This window comes from Streptomyces sp. NPDC098789 (assembly GCF_044759975.1).
Lineage (GTDB): Bacteria > Actinomycetota > Actinomycetes > Streptomycetales > Streptomycetaceae > Streptomyces.
In genome coordinates, this window is the sequence record NZ_JBIWAJ010000023.1 from 85,304 (window position 1) to 104,414 (window position 19,111).

Sequence of the window (19,111 nt, forward strand, 5' to 3'; positions counted from 1 at the left end):
CGCCCGGGGCGTGACGCCCCGGGCGGGCTCTCGTCGTCCTGCGACCGGTCCTGGGACCGGTCCCGGGACCGCTACTTCTTCTTGGCTGCGGCCTTCGGGGCCTTGGCCGGGACGCCCTCGGTGGTGCCGTAGTACGCCTGGCGCATGAGCTGCTTCATGTCGCCGATCATCGGCATCCGCGGGTTGGCGGGGGCGCACTGGTCGGCGTAGGCGTTCATGGCCTGGGTCGGCAGGGCCTCGATGAAGGCCTGCTCGTCCACGCCCTCCTCGGCGAAGGAGGCGGGGATCCCGCACTTGGCGCGCAGTTCCTCGACGGCCGCGGCGTAGGACTCGACGCCCTCGGCCGGGGTGGCGGCCGCCAGGCCCAGCATCTTCGCGATCTCCTGGAACCGCTCGGGGGCCCGGTAGACCTCGGCCTTCGGCCACGGGGTGGCCTTGTGCGAGACCGTGCCGTTGTGCCGGATCACGTGCGGCAGGAGCAGCGCGTTGGTGCGGCCGTGGGCGACGTGGAAGGTGTTGCCCAGGGTGTGCGCCATGGCGTGGACCAGGCCGAGGAAGGCGTTGGCGAAGGCCATGCCCGCCACCGTGGAGGCGTTGTGCATCTTCTCGCGGGCCTCGGGGTCGTTGGGCCCGTCCAGGACGCAGCGTTCGAGGTTCTCGAAGACGAGCTTGATGGCCTGGAGGCACAGGCCGTCGGTGTAGTCGTTGGAGTAGGCGGAGACGTAGGCCTCGGTGGCGTGCGTCAGGGCGTCGAAGCCGGAGTCGGCGGTCACCGTGGCCGGCAGGCCCATCGGCAGGACCGGGTCGACGATGGCGACGTTCGGGGTCAGCGCGTAGTCGGCGAGCGGGTACTTCTGGGCCGCGGCCGGGTCGGAGATGACGGCGAAGGGGGTGACCTCGGAGCCGGTGCCGGAGGTGGTCGGGATGGCGACCATCTTGGCCTTCTCGCCGAGCGAGGGGAACTTGTAGGCGCGCTTGCGGACGTCGAAGAACTTCTCCTTCGTGTCGGCGAACTCGACCTCGGGGCGCTCGTACATCAGCCACATGATCTTCGCGGCGTCCATCGGCGAGCCGCCGCCGAGGCCGATGATCGTGTCGGGCTTGAAGTCGCGCATCATCGCGGCGCCCGCCTGGACGGTCGACAGCTCCGGGTTGGGCTCGACGTTGTCGATGACCTGGATGGCGACCGCGCCCTCGCGGGCCTGCAGGATGTCGGTGACCTTCTGCACGAAGCCCAGGGCGACCATCGTCTTGTCGGTGACGATCGAGACGCGGCTGATGCCGTCCATCTCACCGAGGTAACGGATGGAGTTGCGCTCGAAGTAGATCTTCGGCGGGACCTTGAACCACTGCATGTTGTTGTTGCGCCGTCCGATCCGCTTGATGTTGATCAGGTTGACCGCGGTGACGTTGTTGGACACCGAGTTGTGGCCGTAGGAGCCGCAGCCGAGGGTCAGGGAGGGCAGGAAGGCGTTGTAGACGTCGCCGATGCCGCCGAAGGTGGAGGGGGAGTTGGCGATGACGCGGATGGCCTTGACGCGCTTGCCGAACTCCTCGACGAGGGCCTCGTCCTCGGCGTGGATGGCCGCGCTGTGGCCCAGACCGTGGAACTCGACCATGGCGGCGGCGAGTTCGAGGCCGTGCTCGGTGTCATTGGCCTTCAGGGCGGCCAGTACCGGGGAGAGCTTCTCGCGGGTCAACGGCTCGTTCTCACCGACCTCGTTGCACTCGGCGAGCAGGATGGAGGTCTGCGGGGAGACCTCGAATCCGGCCTGTTCGGCGATCCACTGCGGCGACTTGCCGACGACCGCGGGGTTCAGCTTGGCTCCGGAGGCGTCCGCGGCGTAGGCGGTCGTGCCGAAGATGAACTGCTCCAGCTTCGTCTTCTCGGCGGCCGAGACGACGTGGACGTCGAGCCGCTTGAACTCGGCCAGGCCCTTCTCGTAGATCTCCTGGTCGAGGATGACGGCCTGCTCGGAGGCGCAGATCATGCCGTTGTCGAAGGCCTTGGAGAGCACGATGTCGTGGACCGCGCGGGCCAGCTTGGCGCTCTTGTGGACGTACGCCGGGACGTTGCCCGCGCCGACGCCCAGAGCGGGCTTGCCGCAGGAGTAGGCGGCCTTGACCATCGCGTTGCCGCCGGTGGCCAGGATGGTGGAGACGCCCGGGTGGTTCATGAGGGCGCCGGTGGCCTCCATGGAGGGGGCGGTGACCCACTGCACGCAGTTCTCCGGAGCGCCCGCGGCGACGGCGGCGTCCCGCACGATGCGGGCGGCCTCGGCGGAGCAGTTCTGCGCGGAGGGGTGGAAGGCGAAGATGATCGGGTTGCGGGTCTTCAGCGCGATCAGCGCCTTGAAGATCGTGGTCGAGGTCGGGTTGGTGACCGGGGTCATCGCGCAGACGACGCCGACCGGTTCGGCGATCTCGGTGATGCCGTTCAGCTCGTCGCGGCGGATGACGCCGGCGGTCTTCAGGCCGCGCATCGAGTTCACGACGTGCTCGCAGGCGAAGAGGTTCTTGACCGCCTTGTCCTCGAAGATGCCGCGGCCGGTCTCCTCGACCGCCAGCTCGGCCAGCTCTCCGTGGCTGCTCAGGGCCGCCAGGGAGGCCTTCTTGACTATGTGGTCGACCTGCTCCTGGTCGAAACCCTCGAACTGGTCGAGCGCCGTGAGCGCCCCCTGGACGAGCGCGTCCACCATCTCGTTGGCCTGCATGGCAGGAACTCCTTCTTTGCGACCCGTTTTCCTGATGCCTCAATTCGACACCCAAAAGCGGAAGCAGTGGCGCCGAAAAAGCCCCCACAGCGGGGGCCGAAGGACCGTTCACCACCGTTCACTCCTCCTCGATATGGCATCTGACCTGCGGATATGCCAGGGGACCAAAGACCCCTGTGCGCTTGTGAAAACTTTCACAAGAATTTCGGAGAGAGTGCGCCCTACCGCACTCCTCCCCCAGCGAGCACAATCACCAGGACGGCTTCACCGTCGACCGTGAGGGAGGGACGCGTGCACAATCGGGTGCGCACCGCGGACGGACGGCAACTGATGGTGGAGCGCTTCGGCGACCCCCGCGGCAGACCGGTCTTCCTGCTGCACGGCACCCCGGGCAGCAGACTGGGCCCGGCCCCCCGGGGCATGGTGCTCTACCAGCGCCGGATCCAGATCATCGCCTACGACCGCCCCGGTTACGGGGACTCCGACCGGCTGCGCGGGCGCTCGGTCTCCGACGCCGTCCAGGACGTGGCCACCATCGCCGACGCCCTCGGCCTGGAGCGGTTCGCCGTGGCCGGCCGCTCCGGCGGCGCCCCGCACGCCCTGGCCTGCGCGGCCCTGCTGCCCGAGCGGGTCACCCGGACGGCGGCCCTGGTGGGCCTGGCGCCCTGGGACGCGGACGGGCTCGACTGGTTCGACGGCATGACCGCCTCGAACGTGCGCGAGTACACCACCGCGTCGGCCGACCCCGAGGAGCTGGCGGCCCGGCTCACCCCGCGGGCCGCGGCCATCGGCAAGGACCCGGGGCGACTGCTGGAGGAGCTGCGCATCGAACTCACCGACAACGACCGGATGATCGTCGCGGACGCCGGGCTGCGCTCGATGCTGCTGCGCAACTTCCGCGAGGGGCTGCGCAATTCGGCGGACGGCTGGATCGACGACGCCCTCGCACTGTGCAGCCCCTGGGGGTTCGAGCCCGCCGACATCCGCTGCCCGGTCATGATCTGGCACGGGGAGCAGGACGTCTTCTCCCCCGTCGGCCACTCGCGCTGGCTGGCCGAGCGGATCCCCGGCGCCACCGCCACCATCGATCCCGCGGCCGCGCACTTCGCCGCCCTGCGCGCCCTGCCGGAGATCCTCACCTGGCTGCTGCGCGATCTCCCCGACCCGCCCGAACAGCACCAACGGCCCGCCTGACGGCGAACACGAGGGGGCCTGCGGGCGGCGGGCAAAGGAATTGCGTCACTCTTTCTATAGAACGCTTGACCTGGCGTCATGTCTCGGTTGCCAATAGGACGTGGACTAGTAAAGTCCACGCATGACACGAGCGTGACGCTCTTGTCAATCCCCCGCCCATTTCACATGGCCCCCTCAAGGACGGTGTCGTGAACACTTCCGCAACCCCCGCGACCAGCACGGTCAAGGCCCACCGGGTCCCCCTCGCCCAGATCGACGTCCGCAGCGCGTCTTCCGCCGCCGCGCTCGGACGCGTCCTGCGCGAAGAATCCGGTCGCACGGTTCAGGCACCGATCTTCAACTCTGCGCTCTGACCGAGAAGTAGGCGCTCTAGACTGGTGGAATGACCGGCCTGATCGCTTTTCGCGAGATCGTCCTCAAGGTTCACAGCAGATGCGATCTCGCTTGTGATCATTGCTATGTCTATGAACACGCAGATCAGAGCTGGCGAGCCCGGCCGAAAGTGATCTCCCCCGAGGTCATTTCCCATACCGCGTCGCGGCTCGCCGAACATGCCCGTGATCATGCACTCCCCTCCGTCACGGTGATTCTCCACGGAGGGGAACCCCTGCTGGCCGGCCCCGAGCGACTGCGCCTGGTGTGCGAGGAGTTCACCCGGGCCCTCGCCACGATCGCCGCGCTGGACCTGCGCATCCACACCAACGGCCTCCAGCTCAGCCCCCGCTACCTCGACCTCTTCGCCGAATTCGGCGTCCGGGTCGGCATCTCCCTGGACGGCGACCGCGCGGCCAACGACCGCCACCGCCGCTTCGCGGACGGCCGCACCAGCCACCCGCTCGTCCTCGCCGCCGTGGAACTGCTCCGCTCGGCCCCCTACCGGCACCTCTACCAGGGCCTGCTCTGCACGGTGGACGTGGCCAACGACCCGGTCGCCGTGCTCGACGCCCTCGTCGCCCTCGAACCCCCGCGCGTGGACTTCCTGCTCCCGCACGCCACCTGGGAGACGCCCCCGCCCCGCCCCGACGGCGCGCCCGACGCGTACGCCCGCTGGCTGCTGCGCGTCTTCGACCATTGGGACCGGCTCGGGCGGCCCGTGCCCGTGCGCATCTTCGAGTCGCTCGCCAGCACCCTGCGCGGCGGCCCCAGCCTGACCGAGTCCCTGGGCCTGGCCCCGACCGACCTGGTGGTCGTGGAGACGGACGGGTCCCTGGAGCAGGTGGACTCCCTCAAGAGCGCCTACGAGGGCGCCGCCGCCACCGGCTTCGACGTCTTCTCCCACACCTTCGACCAGGTCGCCGCCCATCCCGGGGTGCGCGCCCGCCAGCTCGGCCTGGAGGGCGTCAGCGACACGTGCCGCGGCTGCCCCGTCGTACGTTCGTGCGGCGGCGGTCTCTACACCCACCGCTACCGCCCCGGAACCGACTTCGCCAACCCCTCCGTCTACTGCGCCGACCTGCGGGAACTGATCGACGGGGTCGAGGGGCGCACCGCCGCCGAGGCGACCGCCGTCGAGCTGACCGACCCCGCGGAACTGGCAGCCTCCCAACACCAGTTGACCCGGGTGCTGCTCGCCCGCTTGCACGCCGAGCTGACCGAGTTCGCCCCCCGCGCGGGCGGCGGGGCCGCCTGGGCGCACGCCTGGGAGCTGCTGGGGGCGGTGGAGGGCGCGGGCGGGGCGGGCGCGGAAGCGCTGGACCTCGTACTGGCGCACCCCTACACACGGACCTGGGTGCTGGCGGCCCTGGACGCGGCGCAGGAGGGGCGCCCGGACGGACCGGAGGCCGCGCTGCGGCTGGCCGCGCTGGCCGCCGCCGCCGTGCTGCGGGGCGGCCTGGACCTGTCAGCCGAGGTGGGCTACCGGGACGGAGAGGTGTACCTGCCGACGCTGGGGCTGCTGCGGCTCGGGGAGCCCGGCACGGACGGCCGCGCCTCGCTGCGGGCCACCGAGGACGGCTACGCGGCCCACGACGGCCGCTCCGGGCACCGCTTCGGCCCGGCCGCCGGGGACGCCCGCTGGCAGCCCGTACGGTCCTGGTCCCCGGGACCGCGGGGCCCGGCCGTGGCGCTGGACGACCTGGACCCGTACCGCACCTGCTTCGCCCGCCCCCCGCGGCTGCGCCTGGGCGCCGGGGAGGCCGAGGAGTGGCGGGAGCGGCTGGGGGCGGCCTGGGCGCTGCTGCACCGGGCGGTGCCGGAGTTCGCGCGGGCGGCCGCGGCCGGGCTGACCACCCTGACCCCGCTGGCCGGCGGCCCGCGGGCGGTCGGCTGGGGCGAGGCGGGCCGGCACGGCCCCGGCGCCCTGGGCCTGCCCTACGCGGCCGGGGTCGGCGAGACCGCCCTGGCGCTGCTCACCGGGCAGCGACGGGCCCGGCTGCGGGCGCTGACCGAGGTGGCCGACCTGTACGCGCTGGACGGGGCGTGGGAGCACCCCTCGCCCTGGCGGGAGCGGCCTGTTCCGGTGTCCCGGCTGCTGGCGGACGTGCACGAGCGGGTCGCGGTGGAGGCCTACCGGCGGGCCACCGAGCCGTACCACCCGGCGGGCACGGACCGGATCCACCGGGCGCTGGACCGGCTCGCGAGCGCGGCCGAGCTGACCAGTACCGGCAAGCGGCTGGTCGAGGAGCTGCGCTGGGAAGCCAAGGCGGTCGACGCGTGAGCGGCGGGCCGACCCCGCTGCTCGCCCCGCCCAGTACGGCCGCGCTCGCCGCGCGGCTGCGGCTGCTCGGGGTGCGGCCGGGGGGCCGGCTCCTGGTGCACGCCTCGCTGGGCGGCACCGGCCTGCGCGCCGAGCGGCTGCTGGCGGCCCTGGTGGAGGTGCTCGGTCCCCGGGGCACCCTGGTGGCGCCCGCCTTCACCACCTCCAACTCCCGCACCTCCACCACCCACCTGGCCCGGACCGCGGGCATGAGCGGGGCCGAGCTGCGGGCCTTCCGGGCCCGGATGCCCGGCTTCGATCCGGTGCGCACCCCGAGCGAGGACATGGGCGTCTTCGCGGAGGCGGTGCGCACCGCGCCGGGGGCCGCGCGCAGCGGCCATCCGCAGACCTCCTTCGCGGTGCTGGGGCACGGTGCGCGGCGGTTCGCCGCCGGCCATCGGTTGGCCTGCCATTTAGGGGAGGATTCGCCGTTGGGAACGCTGTGCCGGGAGGGGGGGCAGGTACTCATGATCAATGTGGGATTTTCCGTTTGCAGTGCTTTCCATCTCGCGGAGTATCGAATTCCGAAGCCCCCCTTGCGCATGTACGCGTGTGTGGTGAAGGTGAACCTTCCGGGGCGGCGGCAGGGGGAGGAGTGGACGGCATACGAGGACGTCGCGCTCGACGACAGTGATTTCGCGGAGATCGGCCGGGACTTTCCCTTGTCCAAGGTGCGTGAGGGGCAGTTGGGAGGGGCCTCGGTCAAGATCTTCGGGATTCCTGATGCCGTCGATCACGCCGTTACCTGGATGACCGAAAACAGACGCTGATTGACTGAACCATGAGGCGATGTGGCGGAGCAGCTCCGGAATGATGTTTCTTCGCTCCACATCTTCGGGACGGGGGTCGTGTGCCCGCATCAGTGCAGCCGTACTTTTTTCTCAGTTATGCGCATACGCCGAGGTTCGGGGCCGGGGGGCCCGACCCCGACATGTGGGTGGAGCGGCTTTTCCGTGACCTCTCCAGCCACGTCATGGCGCTCACTGACCTGCCCGCCGGGTCCGACGCCGGATTCATGGACCGGGAGATACGCAGCGGCGAGGGCTGGTCGGAACGGCTCGGCACGGCACTGGCCACTTGTCGGGTCTTCGTCCCGCTCTTCTCGCCGCGCTACTTCGCGAGCGAGATGTGCGGAAAGGAATGGTTCGCCTTCGCACACCGCACCATCCAGCGGACCGCGGTCAGCGGCGAACCCGCCGAGGCGATCGTGCCCGCGCTGTGGGTCCCCGTGCCGCCCGCGCAGCTGCCCGGGCCGGCCGAGCGGCTCCAGTTCAACCACAACACCTTCGGCGAGCGCTACGTCACCGACGGGCTCTACGGACTGATCAAACTGCGCGGGTACGCCGAACAGTACGAGCGGGCCGTCTACGAGCTGGCCAAGCGCATCGTGCGCGTCGCCGAATCCGTGCGCCTCGACATCAGCCGCCCCATGGACTACCGGGTGGTGCCCAGCGCGTTCGGCAGTCCGGGGGCCGCGGGCGGCCCCGGCAACGCGGCCCGCAGCCTGCACGTCACCGTGGCCGCCGCCACCCGGCACGACCTCCCGGAGGGCCGCAGCCCCGAGTACTACGGGGACACCGCGCTGGACTGGAACCCGTACCACCCCGTCGCCCAGCGGCCGGTGGCCTACGTCGCCGAGGACCTGGTGCGCTCCCTCAACTACCAGACCACGATGGCCTCCTTCGACGACGAGGCCGGCCACTTCGACACCAAGCAGCCGCCGACCCGCCCCGAGATCCTGATCGTCGACCGCTGGGCCGTCGCCGACGACCTGCGCCGCCAGCGCCTGGCCGCCTTCGACCAGGACCCCCGGCCCTGGGTGAGCGTGGTCGTGCCGTGGAACCGGTACGACAGCCAGAGCCGGGCCAGGGAAGCGGAGTTGACCGACCAGCTCGAAGACACCATGCCCGTGAAGATGGGCCAGGGCCGGATCGCCTGCCGGGCCGCCGCGAACGGCGTGGCCAACATGGAGACCCTCGGCCAGATCCTGCCGCAGGTGGTCGAGGCGGCCGCCCAGCAGTTCCTCAGACACGCCCAGGTCTATCCGCCCGCGGGCGGCGCGCACACCGAACGGCCGCGGCTGCTCGGCCCGATGGGCATGAACGGGCCACCGGCGCCGCCGCCCGCGCCCTTCCCGCCCGACACCGAACAGCACGACGCCCGGACCACCGGGCCGCACCCGGACGCCGACGGACCGACCAATCAAGCGGGGGACGCGGATGACAGCCAGTCGTGACGGACGGATCGTCACCTTCTACTCGTACAAGGGCGGTACCGGCCGCACCATGGCGCTGGCCAACACCGCCTGGATCCTCGCCGCCAACGGCAAGCGGGTCCTCGCCGTGGACTGGGACCTGGAGGCTCCCGGCCTGCACCGCTTCTTCCACCCGTTCCTGGACCCCTCCACCCTGGGCGCGACCACCGGGATCATCGACCTGATCAGCGAGTACGCCTGGGCCGCGACCAGCCCGGCGCAGCGCTCCGACGACTGGCACAAGGACTACGCGCGGATCCAGCCGCACGCCGTCTCCCTCACCCCCGAGACCCTCGGTTGGGAGTTCCCCGACGGCGGCACCCTCGACTTCGTCTCCGCGGGCCGGCAGAACCGCGAGTACTCCGCCACGGTCTCCACCTTCGACTGGGACAACTTCTACGACCGGCTCGGCGGCGGCCACTTCTTCGACGCGCTGCGCGACGACATGAAGCGCAACTACGACTACGTCCTGATCGACAGCCGCACCGGGCTGAGCGACATAGCCGACATCTGCACGGTCCACCTGCCCGACGTCCTGGTCGACTGCTTCACCCTCTCCGACCAGTCCATCGACGGCGCCGCCTCCGTCGCCCGGCAGATAGACGAGCGGTTCAACGACCGGGGCATCAAGATCTACCCGGTCCCGATGCGCATCGACGAGGGCGAGAAGGAGAAGGCCGACGCGGGCCGCGCCCTGGCCCGGATCAAGTTCGACCGCTTCCCCAGCGGGCTGGGCGGCGACGAACTCACCGCCTACTGGGGCGCGGTGGAGATCCCGTACCGCCCGTACTACGCCTACGAGGAGACCCTGGCCACCTTCGGCGACGAGGCCGGGCTCACCAACTCCCTGCTCTCCGCCTTCGAACGGCTCACCACGGTGGTCACCGAGGGCGAGATCACCTCCATGCCCGCCATCGGCGAAGAGGTCCGGCTGCGCATCCGCGACGCCTTCACCCGGCGCCGCCCCGCCCTGCCCGCCGACCTGTTCCTGTCCTACGTCGCCGAGAACCGCATGTGGGCCGACTGGATCGAATCGGTCCTCACCCGGGCCGGCTTCCGGGTGGTGCCCAAGGACGTCTCCGCCGAACGCGCGCCCGCGGCCGCGCCCGGCGACACCCTGGGCGCCGGGATCAGCGTCGACACCGCCGCCCGGACCGTGGTGCTGCTCTCCAGCGCCTACCTCAAGTCCGCCCGGGCCGTGGACGTGTGGGAGCGGGCCGCCGCCGAGGACCCGACCGGCGGGCGGCGCCAGCTGGTCCCGCTGCGCGTGGGCGACGTACGCCTGAGCACCCCGTACATCGACCGCAATCCGGTGGACCTCTTCCGCCTCGACGAGATGCACGCCACCACCGCCCTGCTGCGCGCGGTGGAGCGGCCCACCGCCCTCAACGACGGGATCACCAGCGCCACGGCGCCCGGCCCCCGCTTCCCGGGGACCGTCCCCAAGATCTGGAACGCGCCGCCGCGCAACCCCGGCTTCACCGGGCGCTCCATCGTGCTGGAGCGGATGCGCGACCAGCTCGGCGGGGGCGTGGCCGTGGTGCTGCCGCAGCCGCAGACCCTCTACGGGCTCGGCGGGGTCGGCAAGACCCAGGTCGCGCTGGAGTACGTCCACCGGTTCATGGCGGACTACGACCTGGTGTGGTGGATCTCCTCCGAGCAGACGGACGACGTGGTCGCGGCCCTCGCCGAACTGGCCGTCCGGCTCGGCGCACAGACGGGCGAGGACATGTCGGCCGCCTCCCAGGAGGCCATCGACCTGCTGCGGCGCGGGGTCCCCTCCGCGCGCTGGCTGCTCGTCTTCGACAACGCGGACGATCCGGAGACCCTCAAGCGGTTCTTCCCGCCGGGCGGTCCCGGGCACGTGCTGGTGACCTCCCGCAACCAGAGCTGGTCGCAGTACGGGGACGCGCTGCCGGTGGACGTCTTCCTGCGCGAGGAGTCCATCGAGCACCTCCAGCGGCGGGCCCCCGGGCTCACCAAGGACGACGCCGAGCAGGTCGCGATCGCGGTCGGTGACCTGCCGCTCGCCGTCGAGCAGGCCGGTGCGTGGATCGCGGAGACCGCGACGCCCGTCTCCGCGTACCTGGAGCAGCTCGCCCAGCAGGCGGCCCGGGTGCTGGCGCTCAACCAGCCGCCCGGCTACCCGGAGCCGGTCGCGGCCACCTGGAACGTCTCCATAGAACGGCTGCAGAGCCGCTCCCCCGCCGCCGTGCGGCTGCTCCAGCTCTGCGCCTTCTTCGCGCCCGAGCCGATCTCGGCGAACCTCCTGTACAGCAAGGAGATGATCGACGCCCTCAAGCCCTACGACTCCTCGCTCCAGGAGAAGCTGGTGCTGGGCCGGGTGATCCGCGAGATCGGCCGGTTCGCGATGGCCAAGGTCGACCAGGTCAGCAACAGCATCCAGGTGCACCGCCTGGTCCAGGCCGTGATCCGGGCCCAGTTGACCGAGGAGGAGCAGCGCGAGGCCCGGCACGCGGTGCACCGGATCCTGGCGGGCGCCCGGCCGGATGACGACGAGCCGATAGACAACCCGGAGACCTGGCCGCGGTTCAACACCATCTGGCCGCACCTGACCCCCTCCGAGGCCCGCTTCTGCAAGGAGCCGGAGACCCGGCGGCTCCTGATCGACCGGGTCCGCTACCTGTGGAAGCGCGGTGACTTCAAGGCGGCCTACCAGCTGGGCGAGGAGCTGCGCGAGACCTGGAAGGAGACCCTGGGCGGCGACGACCTGCAGTACCTGTACCTGCGCTTCCACCTGTCCAACATCCTGCGCTCGCAGGGGCGGTTCGTGGAGGCCAAGGAGCTGGACGAGGTCACCCTGGAGCGCCAGCGCACCGCGCTCGGCCCCTCGCACCCGCACACCTACATGACCACCAGCGGGCTGGCGATGGACCTGGGCACCCTCGGCCGCTACGGCGAGGCGATGGAGCTGGCGACGGCCGCGCACGAGGGCTTCAGCCAGATCTTCCACGAGTCGCACCCCCGGACCCTGGCGGCCGCGAACAACCTGGCGCTGAACCTGCGCATGGTCGGGCAGTACGCCCGGGCCCGCGAGATCGACCAGGAGGTCTTCGACCGGCGCACCGAGGTGCTCGGCCCGGACCACCCGTACACCCTCTCCTCGGCCCAGAGCCTGGCCCGCGACCTGCGGGAGGTGGGCCGCTACGACGACTCGGTGCAGTTGCTGAGCCGGACCTACGAGATCTACAAGCGGCAGTTGGGGCGCACCTTCCCGGGCACCCTCGCCGCCGCGAAGTCGCTGGCCGTATCGCTGCGCCGGGCCGGCGAGTTGGAGGACGCGCGGCGGCTGACCACCGCCACCCGCAACCGCTACCGGGCCAAGTACACCTCGGTCAACCCGGACCTGCTGGCCTGCGAACTCAACCTGGCCGCCGACATGTTCGCCGTCGGGGACTCGGCGGGGGCGCGGGACCTGGCGCAGGAGGTCGTCGACGAGTACATGAAGGTGCCGGGCGAACGGCACCCGTACACGCTGGCCGCGCTCAACAACCTCGCGGTCTTCCACTGGGGTTCGGGAGCCGCGGAGACGGCCGAGACCATGCTGCGCCACGTCATCCGACACATGCGCGAGGTGCTCGGCGACAACCACCCGCACACCATCTTCGCCCACCTGAACCTGGCCAACACCCTGGCCGACCTGGGCGATCCCGAGGGCGCGCTGGAGTTGGAGCGGATGGCGGTGATGCGGCTGCGCGAGGCGCTCGGCGCGCACCACCCCGAAACCCTGGCGAGCGCCTCCAACATGGCGGTCAGCCTCGACTCGATGGGCCGCAAGGAGGAGGCCGCACGGGTCCGCACGGAAGCGGTGAACGAGCTGACGAGGCTCCTGGGCGAGGAACACGGCCTGACCCGCTACGCACGCGACGAGCGCCGGGTCCACCGCGACCTGGAGCCGCTGGCGGTGTGACCGCCCGCGGGCGGGGCGGCCGCCGGGGACCGGGCAGGTCCCGGCGGCCGCACCGCGCACCACTGGACAGCAGACTGGGGGGTTCGCTGTGACCGACAGCATGACCTTTCGAAACGAAGACCTGCCGGCCCTCTTCCACCACACCGACCAGGCGGCTATCTCCCGGCAGCGGGAGTCCACGCAGGCCACCCGCGCGCAGCTGCTGCTGCTCGTGACGGCCGCGGCGGCCGGGGCGCTGCCGTCCTCGGCCGCCCGGATCGGGTCGCTGCACCTGTTCGGGATGCTCAGCGCGCTGGCGTACGCGGGGGTGCTCGCCGTCGGGATGCGCGCCACCCGGCGCCGGGCCCGCCCGCAGTGGCAGCTCAACCGCAGCGCGGCGGAGTTCATCAAGTCGCTGGCCTGGCGGTACGCCGTCCACGGGGCGCCCTTCGGCAGCGACGTGTCGGGCGTGGCGCAGGTGTACGGGACCCGACTGGAGGCGGGTCTGGACGAGTTGCGCAAGATGGGATGGGAGGATCCGCGCGCCGCCGGGATGCTGCCCGAGGGCGGGGAGATCACCGGGGCGATGCACCGGCTGCGGGGCCTCGGCTATCAGGTGCGGCGCGAGACGTACGTGCGGGACCGGCTGATCGAGCAGCGCAAGTGGTACCAGCGCAAGACGGAGGTGTCGCGGCGGGCCACGGCGGTGTGGTCGTGGTCGATCGTGCTGCTGACCTGCGTGGCGCTGCTGTTCGCGCTGCTCGGGGCCTTCGGGTCGGGTCCGGGGACGCAGCTGACGGCGCTGCTGAGCGCCGCCGCGGCGGCCGGGATCGCCTGGAACGAGGTGCGCCGCCACCATCCGCTGATCGAGGCGCACACCCTGATCGAGCAGGACCTGTCCGCGATGATGGTGGTGATGCAGACCACGATCACGGAGACGCAGTGGCCGTCCGCGGTCTACGAGACCGAGCGCTACGTCTCGCCGCAGCACACGGACTGGCTTGCCCGTCACAGCAGTTGAGGCGGGCCGGGCCGTCTCTTTCGGATCTTGTCGGTCGAGCCCACGGCGTCCGGTGCCGTGCATGGCCGTGCTGCCGGACGTCGCGGGCCCGGCAAGATCCGAAAGAGACGGCCTACCCGGTGACCCTCTGGCGCCGTGCGCGGGCGCGGCGCAGATGGTTCACCGTCACCGCCACCGGGAGACCCGTCAGCAGGAGGGACAGCCCCACCGGGAACACTCCCGCCCACCCCGTCGGTGAGACGTACGCGGTGCCGGACGCACCGTCCACCAGCCACGCACGGACGGGTTGCGCGTCGACGTCGCCGTCGACGGGGACCTCGATCGACGGGCCGCCCTCGTCCGGGGCGAAGGCGCCCGAACAGGACGTCGACGTGCCCGCGTTGGCCACGGTGTTGTCATAGGTCCGGCAGTCGACCGCGGTCACGGTCCCGGGCTCGCCCCACAGCGCCGTCCGCAGCTCTCCGGTGAAGTGCGTCAGCACGACGTAGGAGAGGATCAGCCCGACCAGACAGGCCAGCGCCAGCCACGGTGCGGGTCCGACCTCCTCGGGTCGCCCGTCCGGAACCTCCGCGCCCTCGCTCATCCGTGCCCTCCCCGGATCGCCGACGGACGTCCATGGTGACCGATCCGGAGCACCCTCGGAAGCCCCCCACGACGCGGCTGCGCGACCGTCACGCGGCTTCCCCGGGGCGGCGGGATCAGTCCCGTACGACGCCCGCCCGCCACAGCACGGTGACGGGCTTGCCGAGCGCCCGTGCGTAGGCGACGATCTCGCCGGTGCCGCCGTGCCCGCGGGCCGGGAGCCCGTCCCAGACGGCGACGAGCCGGTCGCAGCTGTCGGCGATGAAGGTGCCCGCCGCGTAGTACGCCTCGTCGGTGGAACGGGCGAAGTCGAGCCGGACCTCCTGCGCGGCCAGTCCGCGCAGCCGGTGGAAGCCGGCGAGCGGCGCGCCGCCGCCGAAGGTGGCCTCGTAGTCGGCGCTGGGGATCACCACCGTGAGGTCGGCCCCGCACTGGAGCGCGATGTCGGCGAAGAGCTGGTCCGCTCCCTCCGCGAGGCTGGACAGCGCCTCCAGCGGGCCGTCGTGGCCGTCGAGCACGGCCCGCAGCCCGTCCTCGACGTGGGCGATCACCTCGTCGGGAAGGGACCGGTGGCCGGTCACCCCGATGCGTTTCATACCCGAGCCTCCCCCGTGGACGGCCGAACCCTGGACGTCCACGACATCCTCCCAGAAGGCGGGGGGACGTCCAGGGTGTGCACGGGGGCGCGCGGTCAGTAGACGCTGACCCCGTAGGCGGAGAGGGCCTCGGTCACCGGTTGGAAGAACGTGGTGCCGCCGCTGGAGCAGTTGCCGCTGCCGCCGGAGGTCAGGCCGATGGCCCGGGTGCCGGAGTAGAGCGGGCCGCCGCTGTCGCCGGGTTCGGCGCAGACGTTGGTGCGGATCAGGCCGGAGACGATGTCGCCGCCGCCGTAGTTGACGGTGGCGTTGAGGGCCTGCACCGTGCCGCTGTGGATGCCGGTGGTGGAGCCGCGCCGGGTCACGGACATGCCGACGGTGGCGTTGGCCGCGCTGGTGATGTCCTGGCTGCCGACGGTGCCGGGCGGCACCGGCGAGTTGCTCGCGTACTTGATGAGCCCGTAGTCGTTGCCCGGGAAGCTGGAGCCGACCGTGCTGCCGACGGTGGTGGTGTGCGAGGTGCTGGTCCACCAGGTGCCGGCGCCGTCCGTGCAGTGCCCGGCGGTGAGCGCGTAGTAGGTGCTCCCGCTGCGGACGTTGAAGCCCAGGGAGCAGCGCCAGCTCGACGCGTAGATGGCGTCGCCGCCCGAGAGCAGTTTGCTGAGCCTGCCGGAGGTGCGCTCCACGCGCAGGGCCCCGGCGTCCGTCCCGGCCTCGCGTTTGATTCTGGCGAGGTCGGTGGCGGAGACGGTGGAGTCGGCGCTCACCACGAGGGTGCCGGTGGCGGGGTCGGTGTACCAGGCGGTGCCCGCGACGTCGGCGCGCTGGACGGCGGCGCCGACGGCGGCGAGCCGGTCCGCGCTCAGGCCACCGGAGTCGGCATCGGAGCTGGCGCTGGCCGTCGCGGGGACGGTGAAGGCGGCGACGGCGGCGAGGCCCGCGGCGAGCACCGCGAGTCGGGTGCGGGCGTGGGCGCGCCCGCGGGTCGCTGCGGGGATGGGGGTGTGGGGGATGTGCTTGAAGCTCATTTCTCGTCCTCCCGGAGGGAATCGGGGCGCGGCGGACTGGGGGGCCTGGCCGTGCACCTGACAAGCACTGACCGGGAGTGTGGTGGCGTCAGATACCGGTAGCAAGGGCTGATTCCAGCCGCCGTTCACCTGCGGCGACCTCGAAGGGCAGGGTGTTCCCGGGCGGCGGGAACGGGCAGATGAAGTGGTCCGCGAAGGCGCAGGGAGGCAGCAGCGCCCGGTTCAGGTCGACCGTGATCGAACCGTCGGCCGCCGGGACCCCGGGGCGCAGGAACCGGAAGCGGTAGCTGCTCCGCCCGCCGGTGGCATCGCCGAAGACGGCCCACAGGCTGCCGTCGTCCTCGTCCACGGCGACCTGGAGGGCGTGCGGGGCGCCCCGGAAGTCGAAGGCCAGCTCGCCGCCGAGGCCGAGCCCGCGGGCGCGCCCGTCGGCGTTCTCGACCTGTACGGTCCGGTCCTCGTCGTAGGCACGGAAGCGCCCGGGGAGCACGTACGCCGGGTCGTAGGGGGTGGCTTCGATCGTCTTGAAGGCGCTGCGGGCCGGGGCGTCCGGGTCGTAGCCGCGGACCGCCCACGCCCCCTCGCGCCGGATCACCACCAGCCGGACCTCGCCCGCGGCGGCCCGGGAGGCCGACGGCGGGCCGTCGTCGGCGCCGAGCACCGCCTCGCCGGTGAAGGCTTCGCCGTCGAGGGTCGGCCCGTCGCCGGGGCCCGAGACGAGGAGGACTCCGGCGTCCGTCTCGCGCCACCGCCCGGGAACGTCCGGAATTCGACCCTCCGGGTAGTCGGCGAGCCAGTGCGTGCCGGTGAGGGCCAGGGGGCCGTAGGGGCCGGACACCGTGTCCACCCGGTGCGCGTGCCAGCGCTCCCAGGCGGTGACGGCGTCGGCCGCGTCCGTTGCGTCAGAGACCATGCGGTCACATTTCCACACCGCGGCCGCCGGTCGGTGTCACCGGCGTTACAAGGTACGCCGTACGGACCTGCCCTGACGTTGTCTCAAGGGCGCTCTCAGCAGCCGCAGTCGCACCCGCAGTCGCAGCAGTCGCACCCGTCGCAGCAGCCGCCGTCACCGCAGCACCCGCAGTCGCAGCCGCTGCAATCGCAGTCGTCGCACCACGCGTCCCGCTTCTCGCGGGACCAAGGACCCTCGTGTTCGGTGCAGCACAGCTGGCAGGTGCAGAAGAGCCCGATGGCCACCGCGCAGCCCGCCAGCAGCCCGCGTCGCGGCTTCTGCGGCGGCAGGCCGCCGAAGCCGCCCGGACCGCCGCCCCAGCCGCCCCCGGGCCCGCCCGGGCCCATCGGCGGGGGCGCCGCGGGGCCACCGGGAGCCGTCGGCCCGTAGGGGTTGCCGTACGGGTTCCCGCCCTGGGGGCCGCCGCCGTACGGGCCCCCGCTCCCCGCGTCCCAACCGGGCGGCGCCGCGCCGAAGCCCTGGCCCTGGCCCTGGCCCTGGCCGTGACCCTGCCCCTGGCCGTGCGCGTGGCCGGCGGCGGCGCCCGCGTGCCCGCAGGAGCTCGTGCCGAAGGCGCGGTCCACCGAGGTCCGCAGCTCGTGCACCAGCAGCCGGTGCGCGAGCCCCGCGTCCACGAACTCGACCTCCCGCAGGGACAGCCGTATCCCGCTCAGCGCGTCGTCGCACAGCCGCCGGGCCTCGACCAGCGAGGTCCCGGTGGCCGTCAGCGGGTTCCAGGCCCCGGCCACGGCGTCGGCGGCCTGGTCCTCCACCGCGTCCAGCAGGTGCGCGAGCCGACCGAAGTAGCGGCCCGCCTCCGCGAGCGCGGGGGCGTTGCCTGGCCGACCGGCCAGGGTCGCGGTATGGGCGAAGGCGGCGGCCGTGGCGGTCTCGGTCGGCTCGGTCACCCGCAGCACCGGAGTGCCGAGCCCGGCCAGCGCCTCGATGTCGCCCTGCCGGTCCACCGCGTCCACGAGCACCGCGGTGTCGAAGCCGAGCGAGGCCCCCGTGCGCGCGCCGGCCCGATCCCAGCGCCGGGCCACGGTGCGCGCGGCGGCGGCCAGCGGAGCGCGCGCCAACAGGCCGTCCCGGTCGGCCACGTGGTCCCGCACCTTCGCCGAGGCGAGCACCAGGGAGACGGCGGCGGCGAGCCGCGCGCCCTCGCCGTTGGCCACCGGCGCGGTGCGCATCCCGCGCAGCGGGCAGGGGCCCGCCGTGCGCCGGGAGCCCGGAGCCGGTCCGGACTGAGCCTCCGTCAGAACGGATACGAGCAGCCCGTCGTAGTTGGTCACCACCCGCGCGAACTGACCGTGGTCCCCGCGAAGTGCCAGGCACAGTCCGCAGAGATGGGCCATCCATTCCGTCTTGAACCGGTCCCCGAGCCGGTGCGTGCAGGGTCTGACGATGCCGAACAAGTGGTTCCCCCGTGTGTCAAGCGCGTGCGTGCGGGGCATCGTACCGAGCCGGGTCCTTCACCCGTACGTCCCCTGCGGTCACCCGGACGGATGCAGCGGTCGTATTTTCACTCAGTCAGCAGCGGTAAGCGCCGGGAACCTTGGCCGCGCACCGGATGTTCTGCACCAGTACCGTCACGAAACCCCTGCGCGGCGACTATCCACTTGGCGCGTTGTCAGCATCATGGTCGACCATAGGGACGCGGAGAAGATGACAGACAGACCCCCGGTGAAAGGAGGCGTCCATGGGTTCGGTACGCAAGGCGAGTGCCTGGCTGGGTCTCGTTGAGGACAGCGGTGACGAGCGGTACTACGACGACGAGTACGCGGAGGCCGCGGCGCAGAGCAACCACACGGGCGGTGCGGAGCGCGAGCAGTGGGTCACCGACCCGCGGGTCCAGGTGGCGTCCGAGTCGGCCGTCGAGCACGGCCGGCGGATCGCCACGGTGACCCCCGACGGCTTCCGCGACGCGCGGGGCATCGGCGAGCTGTTCCGCGAGGGCGTGCCCGTGATCGTGAACCTGTCCTCGATGGACCCGGGCGACGCGAAGCGCGTGGTCGACTTCGCGGCCGGCCTGACCTTCGGCCTGCGCGGCTCGATCGAGCGGGTGGCGACCAGGGTCTTCCTGCTGACCCCGGCCGACACCCAGATCGTCAGCGGCGAGTCCGGCGGACGCACGCGCGACTTCTTCAACCAGAGCTGAGCAGGGC

Annotated in this window: 14 protein-coding genes; 8 read left to right on the forward strand and 6 right to left on the reverse strand. The window is 72.0% G+C overall.

Annotated elements, in window-relative coordinates; translation table 11 throughout:
- Positions 1-71: 71 nt before the first annotated feature.
- Positions 72-2,714, reverse strand: a complete 2,643-nt coding sequence (gene adhE, locus ACIQWR_RS34580) for a bifunctional acetaldehyde-CoA/alcohol dehydrogenase (protein ID WP_404017953.1) — start codon at positions 2,712-2,714, stop codon at positions 72-74.
- Positions 2,715-3,005: 291 nt separating this feature from the next.
- Between adhE and ACIQWR_RS34585 the strand changes: the two genes are divergently transcribed.
- From ACIQWR_RS34585 to ACIQWR_RS34615, 7 genes are all read left to right on the forward strand, one after another.
- Entirely contained in the window at positions 3,006-3,908 is a 903-nt protein-coding gene (locus ACIQWR_RS34585) for an alpha/beta fold hydrolase (protein ID WP_404017956.1), read from the forward strand.
- Between the two features lie 188 nt (positions 3,909-4,096).
- Positions 4,097-4,261 (forward strand): FxSxx-COOH cyclophane-containing RiPP peptide, encoded by a 165-nt coding sequence (gene fxsA / locus ACIQWR_RS34590; protein WP_399266734.1) that lies wholly within the window; start codon positions 4,097-4,099, stop codon positions 4,259-4,261.
- Positions 4,262-4,290: 29 nt separating this feature from the next.
- The gene (gene fxsBH, locus ACIQWR_RS34595; RefSeq protein WP_404017959.1) at positions 4,291-6,564 is read left to right on the forward strand and encodes a radical SAM/SPASM protein FxsBH, inactivated beta-hydroxylase extension form; all 2,274 of its coding nucleotides are present in this window, start codon (positions 4,291-4,293) and stop codon (positions 6,562-6,564) included.
- Positions 6,561-7,373, forward strand: a complete 813-nt coding sequence (locus tag ACIQWR_RS34600; protein WP_404017961.1) for an AAC(3) family N-acetyltransferase — start codon at positions 6,561-6,563, stop codon at positions 7,371-7,373. The genes fxsBH and ACIQWR_RS34600 overlap by 4 nt, the downstream gene beginning before the upstream one ends.
- Positions 7,374-7,453: 80 nt before the next feature.
- Complete coding sequence (locus ACIQWR_RS34605; protein ID WP_404017964.1) at positions 7,454-8,839, forward strand: TIR-like protein FxsC; 1,386 nt, start codon at positions 7,454-7,456, stop codon at positions 8,837-8,839.
- The gene (gene fxsT, locus ACIQWR_RS34610; RefSeq protein ID WP_404017966.1) at positions 8,823-12,788 is read left to right on the forward strand and encodes an FxSxx-COOH system tetratricopeptide repeat protein; all 3,966 of its coding nucleotides are present in this window, start codon (positions 8,823-8,825) and stop codon (positions 12,786-12,788) included. Before ACIQWR_RS34605 ends, fxsT begins: the two co-directional genes overlap by 17 nt.
- Before the next feature lie 100 nt (positions 12,789-12,888).
- Positions 12,889-13,788 (forward strand): DUF4231 domain-containing protein, encoded by a 900-nt coding sequence (locus tag ACIQWR_RS34615; protein ID WP_404017969.1) that lies wholly within the window; start codon positions 12,889-12,891, stop codon positions 13,786-13,788.
- Between the two features lie 112 nt (positions 13,789-13,900).
- Here the strand turns inward: ACIQWR_RS34615 and ACIQWR_RS34620 are convergent, their stop codons facing one another.
- The 5 genes from ACIQWR_RS34620 to ACIQWR_RS34640 all read right to left on the reverse strand — a co-directional run bounded on the left by ACIQWR_RS34620 (position 13,901) and on the right by ACIQWR_RS34640 (position 18,361).
- On the reverse strand, positions 13,901-14,371 hold the full coding sequence (locus ACIQWR_RS34620; protein ID WP_404017972.1) for a hypothetical protein: 471 nt from the start codon (positions 14,369-14,371) through the stop codon (positions 13,901-13,903).
- 115 nt (positions 14,372-14,486) lie between these two features.
- A complete protein-coding gene (locus tag ACIQWR_RS34625) occupies positions 14,487-14,966 on the reverse strand; it encodes a hypothetical protein (RefSeq protein WP_399266729.1) in 480 nt (159 codons plus the stop codon).
- Positions 14,967-15,061: 95 nt separating this feature from the next.
- Positions 15,062-15,994 (reverse strand): S1 family peptidase, encoded by a 933-nt coding sequence (locus ACIQWR_RS34630; protein WP_404017975.1) that lies wholly within the window; start codon positions 15,992-15,994, stop codon positions 15,062-15,064.
- Between the two features lie 88 nt (positions 15,995-16,082).
- Positions 16,083-16,907: a DUF1684 domain-containing protein gene (locus ACIQWR_RS34635; protein ID WP_404017978.1), complete on the reverse strand. Its 825-nt coding sequence runs from the start codon at positions 16,905-16,907 to the stop codon at positions 16,083-16,085.
- A gap of 95 nt (positions 16,908-17,002) precedes the next feature.
- Positions 17,003-18,361, reverse strand: a complete 1,359-nt coding sequence (locus tag ACIQWR_RS34640) for a DUF5685 family protein (RefSeq protein WP_404017980.1) — start codon at positions 18,359-18,361, stop codon at positions 17,003-17,005.
- Positions 18,362-18,645: 284 nt separating this feature from the next.
- On the opposite strand from ACIQWR_RS34640, the gene ACIQWR_RS34645 reads away from it, so the two are divergent.
- The gene (locus tag ACIQWR_RS34645) at positions 18,646-19,104 is read left to right on the forward strand and encodes a cell division protein SepF (protein WP_404017983.1); all 459 of its coding nucleotides are present in this window, start codon (positions 18,646-18,648) and stop codon (positions 19,102-19,104) included.
- The last annotated feature ends 7 nt before the right edge of the window (positions 19,105-19,111 follow it).

Coding starts and splice junctions, on each gene's coding strand:
- ACIQWR_RS34635 (WP_404017978.1), bottom strand. CDS start 16,907: ATGGTCTCTGACGCAACGGACGCGGCCGACGCCGTCACCGCCTGGGAG.
- fxsBH (WP_404017959.1), top strand. CDS start 4,291: ATGACCGGCCTGATCGCTTTTCGCGAGATCGTCCTCAAGGTTCACAGC.
- fxsT (WP_404017966.1), top strand. CDS start 8,823: ATGACAGCCAGTCGTGACGGACGGATCGTCACCTTCTACTCGTACAAG.
- ACIQWR_RS34630 (WP_404017975.1), bottom strand. CDS start 15,994: ATGAGCTTCAAGCACATCCCCCACACCCCCATCCCCGCAGCGACCCGC.
- ACIQWR_RS34645 (WP_404017983.1), top strand. CDS start 18,646: ATGGGTTCGGTACGCAAGGCGAGTGCCTGGCTGGGTCTCGTTGAGGAC.
- ACIQWR_RS34625 (WP_399266729.1), bottom strand. CDS start 14,966: ATGAAACGCATCGGGGTGACCGGCCACCGGTCCCTTCCCGACGAGGTG.
- ACIQWR_RS34615 (WP_404017969.1), top strand. CDS start 12,889: ATGACCTTTCGAAACGAAGACCTGCCGGCCCTCTTCCACCACACCGAC.
- ACIQWR_RS34620 (WP_404017972.1), bottom strand. CDS start 14,371: ATGAGCGAGGGCGCGGAGGTTCCGGACGGGCGACCCGAGGAGGTCGGA.
- adhE (WP_404017953.1), bottom strand. CDS start 2,714: ATGCAGGCCAACGAGATGGTGGACGCGCTCGTCCAGGGGGCGCTCACG.